The sequence below is a fragment of the Flintibacter muris genome, assembly GCF_943192995.1.
Classification (GTDB): Bacteria; Bacillota; Clostridia; order Oscillospirales; family Oscillospiraceae; genus Lawsonibacter; species Lawsonibacter muris.
This window is the reverse complement of record NZ_CALPCP010000003.1, coordinates 232,773-244,966: the sequence shown is the minus strand read 5'-3', so window position 1 is coordinate 244,966 and position 12,194 is coordinate 232,773. Positions and strand designations below refer to the sequence as shown.

Below are 12,194 nucleotides of genomic sequence, written 5' to 3'. Positions count from 1 at the left end.
GAAGTCTTGCCAAAACGCTGGATCGTTGAGCGCTCTCTGGCTTGGATCAACAATTCCCGCCGTCTTTCCAAAGATTATGAAATATCTGTCCAATCTGCTCAGGCGGTTTGCATGATTGCCGCTTTTCGCACTTTGTTAAAAAGGCTTTAGCCTATTGGTACAGCTTCTTAGTTGCAACAGCTTTTCCCGCAGTTCTTCCTGTTCCTGTTCGTAATCGTCAGAGAGCATTTGAAATCTGCTGTCAGAAAGTTTACCATTTGCGTTATCCTCATAAATACGCTTGAACAATCGGTCAAGTTCCTCAATCCGGCGTTCTGCTTGCGTCAGTTGCCTCCGTTTTGCCGTCAACTCCCGTTTTGCGTCTGCTTTCTGTTTTGCACCCATAGCCTTACGGAATTGTTCTTCATGGTTGGCTACACAAGCAATCGTCAGTCTGAGATGTGCAAGCACACCCTGTTCCAAAACTACGGCGCGGATATAATGCGTCGGGCAGACTTCTTTTCCCTTGAGCCTTGAAGTGGAACACACAAAATGGTCTTGCCGCGCTTCAAAATTTTTGCTTGTGCAGTAGTACAGCTTTTCACCGCAGTCAGCACAGCGGACAATGCCGGAAAACATATTTGTCTTTCCCGTTCTTGTCGGACGACGTTTGTTCTTCCGTAATTCCTGTACCCGCGCCCATGTGTCAGCGTCTATGACTGCTTCATGGGTATTTTCAAACACAAGTTGCTTTTCCGCCGGATTGTAGCATTTCTTTTTAGTCTTGTAAGACTGGACAAAAGTTTTGAAGTTTACTGTATGCCCTTGATACTCTGGGCGTTCCAAAATAAATGTTACCGTTTCGGCACTCCAACGACAGGGGTTATTTTGCGGGGCGTTTCTCGTTGCGCGTCCGTTCTGCATGAAATAGACTGTCGGAGTGACTATTTTTTCCTCTTTCAGAATACGGGCAATCTGTGTCGGTCCGTACCCCTCTAAGCATAAGCGGAAAATCCGGCGCACCACTTTGGCGGCTTCTTCATCTACAATCCAATGCTTTTTGTTGTCGGGGTCTTTCATGTAGCCATAGGGCGGGTTACTGCAAAGATGTTCCCCAGCTTCCCCCTTTGACTTCATCACAGCGCGGATTTTCTTACTTGTGTCCTTTGCGTACCACTCGTTTATGATATTCCTTCTGTAGAGAAAAAAGATGCAGGCCGGTAACCGTTGCGGCGCAACGGGTTTGAAGAAATGCCACTCGACCTGCTGGAATTGTGGCTACAACAGAAAAGCGTCCGGCAGGGTGGGAACTAATTTTGTTCCCGCCCTGCCGGACACTTTTCACAGCTTCGGTCTGATGATCCGCTCGTACAGCAGAACATATTTCTTTTGGATGACCCTGTCCATGTGGTAATGTCCGAAGATGTGGTATTTGAACTTGCACCGCTATCAGTTCAGTTTTTTGTCAACCTCCAGCCCTGGATAGCGGAACTTGACCCGGATGGTCTCAGCGTCCAGGACGGTGACCTGCTCCACAAATTTGCGGGTGATGGCGTCATCGTATGCGGCGAATTTCGTTTCCCTCCGCTCAACAAATTCCCGCAGGCTGTTCATCCGGGCCGCTTGGTCAGCCTGCCGCTCATCCGCCTGCTGGAGCGTCCCAAGCTGGTGCAGGATGCTCTCCCTCTCCTCCGCGATTTCTCTGAGCCGGGCGTTCAATTCTTTGTTTTCCGTATCCTCCGGCAACGCCAGCGCCTGTTCCATCAGCGCCGCCTGTTCCGCCGTCAGGGCCGTCAGCCGCTGCCGCAGGGCGAGGGGATCAACCCCGCCGCACTCCTGTCCCTGCTGGACAAGGCTGGCGATGTCCAAGAACTCCTCCGTGATCTCCTGCCCGGTTTGGTCGAGGCCGTTGATGGCCTCCAGGATGGCCCGGTGCAGCTTATCTTCATCCAATGTGGGAGAAGTGTGGCAGTATTTCGTGCCGAACTCCAGCCGGGAGACGCACCGCCAGACGATCCGCTTTTTGCCGTTTCTGGCCCAGGTGCATCGCTTGTAGGGCGTACCGCACTCCCCGCACACCAGCAGCTCGGACAGGGCATATTTGGCGGAGTATTTGCCCTGCTCGGTCTTGCCGGTTTTCTGCATCACCTTCCGCTTGCTGGATCGGCGGGCCATCTCCTCCCGCACCTGATAGAAGATCTCTTTCGGGATGATGGGCGGGTGGTTGTTCTCCACATACACCATGGGGCGCTCTCCCTGGTTTTTCTTTACCGTCTTGCTGATACAGTCGGTGGTATATGTCTTTTGCAGCAGGGCGTCGCCAATGTATTTTTCATTGACCAGGATGTTGTGGATCACCTGATATGTCCAACCCTGAATCCCGCAGGAAGTGGGGATCTCGTCCGCCTCCAGCTCCGCCTTGATCTGACCCAGGCTGCACCCGTCCAGGTAGCGGCGGAAGATACGCTTTACCGTCTCCGCCTCCTCCGGGATGATCTCCGGCTGACCGTCAGGCCCCCGCCGGTAGCCCAACAGCTTCTTGTACTGGAAGGGGACGTTCCCCGCCTCCCGGCTCTTTTGGATGCCCCAGATCACGTTTTTGCTGATGGACTCGCTCTCCGCTTGGGCAAATCCGCTGAACAGGGTGATCAGGAACTCGCTGGACTCCGTCAGCGTATTGATATTTTCCTTTTCAAAGATCACACCGATGCCGTTGGCCCGGAGCATCCGCACCATTTCCAGGCTGTCCACCGTATTCCGGGCGAAGCGGGAGAGGGATTTGGTGAGGATCAGGTCGATTCGGCCTCGTTTGCAGGCGGCGATCATCCGCTTGAACTCCGTCCGCTTTTTCATGCTTGTGCCGGTTATGCCCTTGTCCGCGAAAATACCGGCCATCTCCCAATCGGGGTTCTCCCCGATCTTCTGGGTGTTATATTATAACTCCGACTATGGGTATCAGCAAGGATGTCACCGGGCATAAAAAGGGGGCGGCACTATGAAAGCACCGCCCCAGCTTTGGGACATTTTGTCCCAAAGAGGATAGCCATTATCAACATCAAATTGTCTGGAGTTAGTCAACATCACTTTTTGTTATTTCTGTTAGAGACAGTTGTAATTGATACACATTTTCTTTACCATTTCTATCTTTCGTAGTAAGATCAAAATGGAGAATGTTTTCCAAATCACTTGTATCATCAATTTTTATTCTCCTAATTGTGCTGTTCCCAGATATTTGTCCTAAATCACCAGTTATATTGACAGTATCTCCCGTCATTTCTATCACATCATTAGAAAGAATAACATCTTTTTCATCACCAACCATAATGTAAAATGTGGTGGAGTATGATGTAATGTTATTGAAAAAATCATCAGCTACTCTCAAATCACCGCCAGTAAAGATTTCTTCTGTGCCATTCAAAAGAATAATGCCATTTGAAATTGAAAGCTGTTCATTTTCCTCGCTAAAAGAATATACTATCGGCTGTTCCTGTTCTACCTTTTCGCATCCAACTAATGTCAGTATAAGTATTGCCATAAAGATCAACACTTTCGATTTTATCATATTCAATGCCTCCCCAATTTCCAAGTTGTTGATAGGCATTAAGCACTTCATATTCCTGCCCAACAATCTCCCCAACTTTGGGACATTTTGTCTCAAAGTCGCATTTTTAATCTTCGTCTTCGACATATTCAAGAATATCCCCTGGTTGGCACTTTAGAACTTTGCAGATTGCGTCTAACGTACTGAACCGGACAGCTTTTACTTTTCCCGTTTTCAAGTAAGAGAGATTGACATTAGATATACCGACCTGGGCCGCCAAGTCATTAAGCCGCATTTTTCTGTCCGCCAGCACCCGGTCAAGCCGAATAATAATCATAGCGTGTGGTCCACCTCGTCCTGCAAATGCACTCCATAATGGATGATATATGCGGCTACAATAAAAGCGATGCTGGGGATAAGCATATTAAACATTGCCTGCCCTGTAGAAATGGACATCCGACCATTAGATATAAGGTTGGTAAGCCAGCAAATCAATAGTTTGATGAATGGAACAAAAACAGCCACTGAAAATTGGAGCATCCCATAATAAAGCAGATAGGAGGAGTTTTTCTCTGTAAAAATTTGCCCTTTATTTATATTGGAAAATACACGGCTCAGAAACCAATAAGCAAAAATCATAGGAACTATATGGACAGCATACATGAGAGAAAGCCCAATCTGAATTGTTAGGTCAATCTGGTCATTATCGTTTGTCCATACATGAATATCATCGCCCATAAATACAGTTATACTGCGAGAGTGTGCAGCGTGATTTTCCTCTGCGTAAATTGCTCGTTCATAGGTTCCCGTTTTTGTATGCAGGAAGAAAGATTGACGCCCCATAAAGCTGAGGACAGTACATAGGACATAGAAACAGATTACAAAATAGCAAGCAAATTTCATTAGTTGAGCGGCAGGTCTTGCAAATCGTTCATTTGCGAGTTTCTGAATGAATTTCATAATTTATCACCTCGGATTTATGATAGCACAGAAATTCAAAGGTGTCAATAATAATTTAACGATAATCATTAAATTATTATTGAAAGACTTTGTCTGGAAACAAGGCCAGATACCATGTAGCAAAGTCTGCTAATATGGCCGCCATTATTTTGCCGATTATTAGGGAGCGCACAAACGGCAAGCAATTCGGGTGTGGACACACTCCGAAATTTTTGCTGGGCTGGGGCCCGCAAAATGCTTGTTGGGGAGCCTCCCCAAACCCGGCTCTTTGGGACAAAATGTCCCAAAGAGGTTGGCTGCGTCACCGCCGCTGTCGCGCCGGTTCCTTATTGTTCCGCCCGTCTTTCAGACCCGGCAGACGGTTGATATTATGGTCTGCCATTGAGCGGGAAAAGGGGGCGGCACTGTGAAAAGCACCGCCCCAGCTTTGGGACATTTTGTCTCAAAGGTATATCTTTTAATCGTTCAGTACACAATTACCATCGGAATAGTCTACAAAATCAACAGAACATTCTGTGCCTTCCTCCAGCTCAAATCCCGGAACTTTGCCCTCCACAAAATCCGATATTTTGTATCCGGGAATTTTGCCGCTTTCAATATCTGCGATAATCTGCTCCATCTCTGCCTCAGTACGCATGGGGCGTGTGGGCTGATAATGCAAATTGTCGGGATGCTGGTTTATGGTTCCTTCTGGTGTCACATTGAAATCAACATTATCAAAATGATTGATTTCGTCTGGGGAAATGCTACGCTCGGCGGATAGCGCATTGAGAGCGTCATCCGGGTCATAAATATAGTTGCCGTTTTCACCGGGGGAAAATCTGGAGGCAATCATTAGTCGGCCCTCAAAAGCTGTAGTATTGCCATCCTCGTCCGTCATTTTATAATCCGGCTCCTGTTGGGCAGAGGTTGCAAAAGCCGTAGTTGCGCCAAAAATCAGAGAGAGCGCAAGAACAAGTGAAAAAATGCTGGTTTTCTTATACTTCATAATTGCCGTTATCCTTTCTTCTATTGCATTTTTGCTAAAATTGCTACACAGCGGAGCGAAACCGCTCCTTGTTTCTTCCATGCTGATTAGTGTCCGCGCATAAGCCGCCCTTGTGTTTTCTCCGAAAAGCCGGACGACGGCCTCATCACAAGATAACTCAATATCCCGGTTTGCGAGAATATACATAGCCCACACCAAAGGGTTAAACCAATGCACACACAGCACCGTAATCAGCACTAATTTTGTGATGCTGTCAAAACGCCGGATATGCACATATTCGTGCGTCAAGACGTATTGCAGTGCCTTTGTATTTTCCCATTCGGTAGACGTTGGCAGCAAAATCACCGGACGAAACACGCCATAAGTGAGCGGGGCAGAAAAGCGGCTGGACTGCCGAACTGAAATGGAACGTTTCAACCGACGGGCTTTCAACCAGTTTGTAACAAAGACGTTGCCTATCGGCAGGGACGTTTGAAATTCTTGCCGGCACTTCCAGTATGCGATGGCAAAGACCAAAGCGCAGACCAGTACGCCAACAGCCCAAACAATCACCCACACAGAAATGGAACTTGCGGCATTTGAAATATTGCCGGGTATAGTAGCCATTTGCCCTGCTATTTCAGTCGGCAACATTCCAACAGCCTGCGGGCCTTTTGTAGGGGGTACTGCGGGTGTATGATTGCCAATCAGTGAATATACACTAAACGCAGAGGGGACGGAGAACGGGAGCAAAAGCCGCGCAACCGCTATTCCCCAGAGTGCTAAAAAAGTCTTTTTGGGTAACAGGGTTGACTGCCAGGGCGCGTATAACGATAATTGCCAAAATCATCACGCCCCCCACAAAACTCATTTGCAATAGGCTCATTTGCACCACCTCACTCCAAATCACCGACAATCTGTTTCAGCTTTTCGATCTGCGCGGCAGTTAATTTTTTCCGTCCCAGCAGGGCCGCGAACAGCTTGTCGGCGGAGCCATCATACACCTTGTTAATCAGTTCGTTCGTTTCCGCCTCCTGCACATCCTCTTTCGGCACAAGCGCATGGCACATGAAACCGGGCTCGGAGCGTTCAATCGCGCCTTTTTTGATACAACGTTTGATTAGGGTATAGGTCGTATTGACATTCCAGCCCAATTCCTCGGTCAGCAGTTTAGCGATATATTTTGCGGGAACATCGCCATCGCGCCAAAGGACAGACATCACTTTCAACTCAGAGTCGAAAAGTTTAATATCCATTCAATCACACCTCCTTTTAAGACTGTAGTAGTGGCTACAAGAAAATACTACCACAGTCTTAACCTCTTGTCAATACTACTTCGGCCTTAAAAATAAAAAAGTGCCGCCCCAACTTTGGGACAAAATGTCTCAAAGTACAGCCGCCCCATGTTAGCTTTTGTGGAACGAATAGGGCGCAGGACATATAAACATACCACCCCTCTGCCGAACACGCCCGGAAACCCTTGATACAAGCGGCATTCAAACGCCCAAATGATAACAGTCCAACCGTGGAAAATAAGCGGTTTTTACAGCGCGTTCAACCCAATCCCCCCGCCCTTTCCCATTCATGGGAAAAGGGGCGGCTCTGGAGGATATATCCCCCGCCGCGCCGGAGGGGTAGCACAGCCGGGGCAGGCCGTCAAGGGCAAGCCGCCGCAGGCGGCGGTGCTACGCACCCTTGACCGCCCGCTCCCGTCTGTGCTCAATAGTAGGCGGCGACGGGGGATATATCACCAGAGCCCCTATGTAAAAATGCGCGGGAATATCGATTGCTTTGGGACATTTTGTCTCGAAGCCACCATGCGATATTTAGATTTTTCGGGTAGAATGGCCGGGGCTGCTGGGGCCGCCTTGATAACCAAAGCAGGGCGGCCCCCAGTGGACTCCGGCCATATCGCACAGAAAAACCGCCCCATTTTCAAGGACGGCTTTCTGCGTAATGTGATAGTTTCAATCTTTTTCTTTTATTTTCAGGAGGAAAATGGTTGATTATCTCAAAAAAGCCTTGATTTACGGGCATACAAGCAGGATTTCAAGCTGAATTTACTACCAATTTACTACTTTTGAGGGAAAGAGCCTTGATATGCCGCCCGGAACCCTGCCAGCCCAGCCACCAGCACACAGCATTGAGAAAGAATAAATGAAAACTGAATACGACGCAAACGCGGCGTTTCTCTATCCCAACATGGGAGAACAGGAACGCCGCTTTTTTTATGCCCTCATGTTACGCAATAGGGGCAAAAAGAGCCTTGCTATATGCGGCTTTGCGGGCGCACTTTTGCCGGGGACAGGGATTTATACCTAACCCCGGCAAAATGGCGTTCTATCGCGTAACAAATCCACAACCAAAGGAGTGATGAAGCTATGGCAGTTTTCCGAGTGGAGCGCAACAAGGGCTATACCGTTATGAGCAACCACCATTTACGCAACAAGGAGCTGACCTTAAAGGCAAAGGGGCTTTTATCGCAAATGCTGTCACTTCCCGAAGATTGGGACTACACCCTTGCGGGGCTGTCACAGATCAACCGGGAAAGTATCGACGCTATCCGTACCGCCGTATGGGAACTGGAAAAAGCCGGGTATATCAAGCGGCGGCAGGGACGGGACGAAAAAGGCAAAATGACCGCCATTGAATACACCATTTACGAACAGCCCCAGCCGCCGGACGACACCCCGCCGGGATTGGATAACCCGACATTGGAAAATCCAACACCGGGCAATCCGATATTGGAAAATCCGACACCGGGTAAACCGACGACGGAAAATCCAATGCAATTAAATAAAGATATACAAAGAACTGACTTACCAACAAAAGAAAAAATAAATACGGATTTACAAAGTACCCATTCCATTCCTATCCTTTCCCCTAACCCCTCTCCTTTGGAGCAGGAAGCGGCTGCGCCGCCGGAACGGAAACGAAAGGAAGCGGAAGCACAGACCGCTTTTGAGATTTACCGGGAGATCATCAAGGACAATATCGACTATGACATTCTCATACAGGATATGAAGTTTGACGGGGACAGGCTGAATGAGATTGTAGACCTCATGCTGGAAACCGTCTGTACCCGGAGAAAGACGATCCGCATTGCCGGGGACGACTACCCCGCCGAGCTGGTAAAAGCAAAGTTTATGAAGCTGGACGCTGAACATATCCGCTTTGTGCTGGACTGCATGAAAGAGAACACAACCAAAATCCGCAACATCAAGCAGTATTTACGGGCGGTGCTTTTCAATGCCCCGTCCACAATCGGCAATTATTACACGTCCCTTGTGGCTCACGACATGGCAAGCGGCGCACTTGCGCCACAGGAGCCGCACGACCCCTATTCATTCAAACCGGGCGAAAGCCTGTAACCACCCACAACCACAAAAGGAGGATTTTATTATGGCACAGAAAATGACGGGAGCATTGGTATTTGACGAGCGCACAGACCGCTACGACATTCGCTTTGACCTTGCCAGCTATTACGGCGGGCTGCATTGCGGGGACTGTTTCGACGTGTTCACACGCGGCAAGTGGAAGCCGACCCGTATTGAAATGAATATGGCGCAGGAATGGTACTTGGTGGGTATCAGAGCCGACGACTTAAACGGGCTGCGGGTGCGTATCTGACCGCCGCCCCATAGACTACCCCGAAAGGAGGGACAGACCCCATGCAGGACGAGATCAACGAAAAAACCGTTGCCCTGTATATCAAGACCGGGAAGCTGACCGCCGAAGTGCTGCAAAAGGCAATCAAAAAGCTGCTCTCACAGGCAAAGAAAGAGCTTGACAGACAGGCAATCCCCCACGGGAAGCAGACCTTAAAGCAGCTTATGAAGCAGAACACGGGCGTTTCCAACATTGAGATCACAAAGGACAACATCAAAGCCTTTGAGAGTACAGCAAAAAAATATGGTATCGACTTTGCGCTGAAAAAGGACGCGACGGAAACCCCGCCCCGCTATCTTGTATTCTTCAAGGGCAGGGACGCGGACGCGCTGACCGCCGCTTTCAAGGAGTTTTCCGCAAAGAAGCTGACGCAGGATAAGAAGCCCTCAATCCGAAAGGCATTCCCTACTCATGGACGCTTTCTTGGAGCATTTACACCAACAGCCCCCACAATTACGGACAGGCAAAGATCGCCGGACAGGAAAGGAAAGTTTTTGCGGACAAGGCGGCTATGGAAAAGTATCTGAATGGACGTATCAAGGCATACGCCCATTTATTTACCGAAATATCGCCCTCTATCCCGAAAGAGTACGCCGAGCAGTTCAAAGTAAACGGGCAGCTTTTACCCGGTTATTCCATTGAGGGGGAGGAACGGACGCAGACCGGACAGGAAGCCGGAAAGACAGACCCAGCCCCCGCAGAACAAGCGGCGGAGCAGACCACCGGGCAGAGAAAGGAGCGTGACCCAATGAATGAGCAGTTTTCAATCCTTATCGACAGCCGCACCCGCTTTGAAACCGGGAAACCGGGCGGCGCGTGGCTTTCCATACCGACCACCACGGAGCAGCTTCACGCCGCCATGAGAAGCGTCGGCATTACCGCAGACAACCCGCAGGACTTTTTCATCAACGGTTTTGCAAACACCGAGAAGCAGCCTTTTGACGTGCCGCTTTCCGTGATACAGGGCAGCACCATTGACGAGCTGAATTATTTAGGCAAGCTCTTAGAAATGCAAAGCGACGAGGACAGGGACAAATTCACGGCGGCGGTAACGCTGGGGGAACACGCCGGGAGCGTGAAAGACCTTATCAACCTTGCACAGAACCTTGACTGCTACTGGATATACCCTGCTGTCCGCAGCGAAGCCGACTACGGCTATTACCTCATTGACGAGCTGGACGAATTGGAGCTGCCCGAAGAAGCAAAGAAGTATTTCAAGTACGAGGAATACGGGCAGGACGCGGTTCAGAAAGATAAAGGGCAGTTTACCGATCAAGGCTATATCTACAACAACGGCAACACCTTTTCACAGTGGTACAACGGGCGGGACAATGACATACCGAAAGAATACAAGGTAATGAGCTTCCCGGAGCCGGAACGCCCCGCCCCGGAGAAATCGGATTTTGAAGCGGCAGCGGAACCCGTTTTTGAGCCGCGCCCGGTTGCCCCGATTATCCTTACTTCAAAAAATTCCACCGACAAAATGAAAGAAATCACAGACCGTTTGGAGCATGGAATTATGGGGGTATTTGAAAATGGGCGGTACACCGATTATCTGCAAACCTTATCAAAGTTCCATAATTACAGCTTTAACAACACCGTACTGATCGCCATGCAGGGCGGTACGTTTGTCAAAGGCTATCAGCAATGGAAAAAGGAATTTGACCGCCATGTAAAGCCCGACGAGAAATCTATCAAGATACTTGCACCGTCCCCCTACATAGTCAAGCGGGAGGTTGAAAAGATTGACCCGCACACCCAAAAGCCCATAATCGGAAAAGACGGGAAGCCTGTCACGGAAACAAAGGAAATCCAAATCCCCGCCTTTAAGATAGTGTCTGTTTTTGACGTATCACAGACCGAGGGGAAAGAGATACCGGGCATTACGGATAATGAATTGACGGGCGACGTGGAGCAATACCGGGACTTTTTTACCGCCCTTGAAAGGACTTCCCCCTTTGCTATGGGCTTTGAAGCGTTGGAGGGTACAGTAAAGGGACGCTGCTTTTATGACGGGCAGCGCATAGCGATCAACGAGGGAATGAGCGAGCTTCAGAACGTAAAGACCGCTATCCACGAGATCGCCCACGCGACGCTGCACAACATAGACCGGGACGCGCCGGAACGCCCCGACCGAAGCACAAGGGAGGTACAGGCGGAAAGTATCGCTTACACCGTATGCCAGCACTACGGGCTTGACACGTCCGACTACTCTTTCAATTACATTGCCACATGGAGCAGTGGGCGGGAGCTTGCAGAGCTGAAAAAATCCCTTGCCACAATCCGCAGCACCGCCGCCGAGCTGATTAACACCATTGACGGGCATTTAGCGGAAATCAGAAAAGAACGGGAAGCGGAGAAAGCACAGGAAGCTGAAAAAGAGCCGACACCCGACCTTTCGGCAGAGCCAACGGTCACAATCCTTTGGAGTGAAAGCAGCCAGCTACGGGAGGGCGAAACAATCCCCCTGTCCCGTGCCGATACCCTGTTTGCGGTGCTGGACGAAGCCAGCCTTGATACGCCCCGTTATTTCAAGACGAGATTTCAGATTGATTATGTGATGAACGGAAAGCCCGACCATTACGAGGGGCAACAGGATTTTGGCGACGGGGACGGTTCCCTTATGGAGCATATCGAACAGCACCATACCTATTATCTGAACGATAAAGAGTGGGAAAACTACCTTTTACAGCATGAGGGCAAGGAAGCACTGGAAGCCGATAAGGAACAGCGGGCAATGCTGCTGAATGAGTTTATCCCCTATCTGAAACTGCATTGCAGTTTATCCGAAATGGAGCGTATCGCCGGAGGAGCCTTGTTAGCCGGGGAGAGCCTTACCCCAACGGAAACCGCCTACCATACCGCCATGCAAGCCTACGTTACCGAGTGCCGGGGGCTTATCAATCAAGGCGAATACCATTTGCCACCCGTCCCACAGCTTAAAGATTTTGACGTGGAGCTTGCCGCCTACAAGGAACACGTCAAGGCAGAAATCGCACAGGAAGCGGCAGACGCGGGAATGACCGTGGAGGAATACGCCGCCAACGGGTACGAGCCTTACACCGCGCCGGAGCCGGA

The 12,194-nt window shown here is 49.7% G+C and carries 11 protein-coding genes and 1 pseudogene; 5 read left to right on the top strand and 7 right to left on the bottom strand.

Translation table 11 applies throughout. The annotated features are described in order from the left end of the window. Window positions 1–135: 135 nt before the first annotated feature. From NFS22_RS04990 to NFS22_RS04960, 7 genes are all read right to left on the bottom strand, one after another. A complete protein-coding gene (locus NFS22_RS04990) occupies window positions 136–1,116 on the bottom strand; it encodes a recombinase family protein (protein WP_251316632.1) in 981 nt (326 codons plus the stop codon). 312 nt (window positions 1,117–1,428) lie between these two features. After that, a complete protein-coding gene (locus NFS22_RS04985; protein ID WP_277614746.1) occupies window positions 1,429–2,898 on the bottom strand; it encodes a recombinase family protein in 1,470 nt (489 codons plus the stop codon). A gap of 151 nt (window positions 2,899–3,049) precedes the next feature. Further along, window positions 3,050–3,541, bottom strand: a complete 492-nt coding sequence (locus tag NFS22_RS04980; protein ID WP_251316619.1) for a hypothetical protein — start codon at window positions 3,539–3,541, stop codon at window positions 3,050–3,052. 106 nt (window positions 3,542–3,647) lie between these two features. After that, on the bottom strand, window positions 3,648–3,857 hold the full coding sequence (locus NFS22_RS04975; RefSeq protein WP_160260133.1) for a helix-turn-helix domain-containing protein: 210 nt from the start codon (window positions 3,855–3,857) through the stop codon (window positions 3,648–3,650). Continuing rightward, window positions 3,854–4,480: a DUF2975 domain-containing protein gene (locus NFS22_RS04970; protein ID WP_251316618.1), complete on the bottom strand. Its 627-nt coding sequence runs from the start codon at window positions 4,478–4,480 to the stop codon at window positions 3,854–3,856. The genes NFS22_RS04975 and NFS22_RS04970 overlap by 4 nt, the downstream gene beginning before the upstream one ends. Window positions 4,481–4,937: 457 nt before the next feature. Then, on the bottom strand, window positions 4,938–6,254 hold the full coding sequence (locus NFS22_RS04965) for a M56 family metallopeptidase (protein ID WP_277614745.1): 1,317 nt from the start codon (window positions 6,252–6,254) through the stop codon (window positions 4,938–4,940). An 89-nt stretch (window positions 6,255–6,343) separates the two neighbouring features. After that, window positions 6,344–6,703, bottom strand: coding sequence for a BlaI/MecI/CopY family transcriptional regulator (locus NFS22_RS04960; RefSeq protein ID WP_161847085.1), 360 nt, complete (start codon window positions 6,701–6,703; stop codon window positions 6,344–6,346). A 901-nt stretch (window positions 6,704–7,604) separates the two neighbouring features. Here NFS22_RS04960 and NFS22_RS04955 point away from each other — a divergent pair. The 5 genes and pseudogenes from NFS22_RS04955 to NFS22_RS04935 form a co-directional block, all read left to right on the top strand. Beyond that, entirely contained in the window at window positions 7,605–7,769 is a 165-nt protein-coding gene (locus NFS22_RS04955; protein ID WP_251316616.1) for a hypothetical protein, read from the top strand. Between the two features lie 59 nt (window positions 7,770–7,828). Continuing rightward, a complete protein-coding gene (locus NFS22_RS04950; protein ID WP_103240182.1) occupies window positions 7,829–8,818 on the top strand; it encodes a DUF6017 domain-containing protein in 990 nt (329 codons plus the stop codon). Between the two features lie 31 nt (window positions 8,819–8,849). Further along, entirely contained in the window at window positions 8,850–9,077 is a 228-nt protein-coding gene (locus tag NFS22_RS04945) for a DUF5348 domain-containing protein (RefSeq protein ID WP_016284538.1), read from the top strand. 41 nt (window positions 9,078–9,118) lie between these two features. Then, window positions 9,119–9,643, top strand: a complete 525-nt coding sequence (locus tag NFS22_RS04940; protein ID WP_251316615.1) for a PcfB family protein — start codon at window positions 9,119–9,121, stop codon at window positions 9,641–9,643. After that, window positions 9,547–11,973, top strand: a pseudogene (locus tag NFS22_RS04935) (LPD25 domain-containing protein); the annotation flags it as partial. The gene NFS22_RS04940 and the pseudogene NFS22_RS04935, both read left to right, overlap by 97 nt. Window positions 11,974–12,194 lie beyond the last annotated feature (221 nt).

Excerpts from the sequence above, each read along its gene's own strand:
- NFS22_RS04990 (WP_251316632.1), bottom strand. The coding sequence starts at position 1,116 with ATGAAGTCAAAGGGGGAAGCTGGGGAACATCTTTGCAGTAACCCGCCC.
- NFS22_RS04980 (WP_251316619.1), bottom strand. The coding sequence starts at position 3,541 with ATGATAAAATCGAAAGTGTTGATCTTTATGGCAATACTTATACTGACA.
- NFS22_RS04975 (WP_160260133.1), bottom strand. The coding sequence starts at position 3,857 with ATGATTATTATTCGGCTTGACCGGGTGCTGGCGGACAGAAAAATGCGG.
- NFS22_RS04970 (WP_251316618.1), bottom strand. The coding sequence starts at position 4,480 with ATGAAATTCATTCAGAAACTCGCAAATGAACGATTTGCAAGACCTGCC.
- NFS22_RS04960 (WP_161847085.1), bottom strand. The coding sequence starts at position 6,703 with ATGGATATTAAACTTTTCGACTCTGAGTTGAAAGTGATGTCTGTCCTT.
- NFS22_RS04955 (WP_251316616.1), top strand. The coding sequence starts at position 7,605 with ATGAAAACTGAATACGACGCAAACGCGGCGTTTCTCTATCCCAACATG.
- NFS22_RS04950 (WP_103240182.1), top strand. The coding sequence starts at position 7,829 with ATGGCAGTTTTCCGAGTGGAGCGCAACAAGGGCTATACCGTTATGAGC.
- NFS22_RS04945 (WP_016284538.1), top strand. The coding sequence starts at position 8,850 with ATGGCACAGAAAATGACGGGAGCATTGGTATTTGACGAGCGCACAGAC.
- NFS22_RS04940 (WP_251316615.1), top strand. The coding sequence starts at position 9,119 with ATGCAGGACGAGATCAACGAAAAAACCGTTGCCCTGTATATCAAGACC.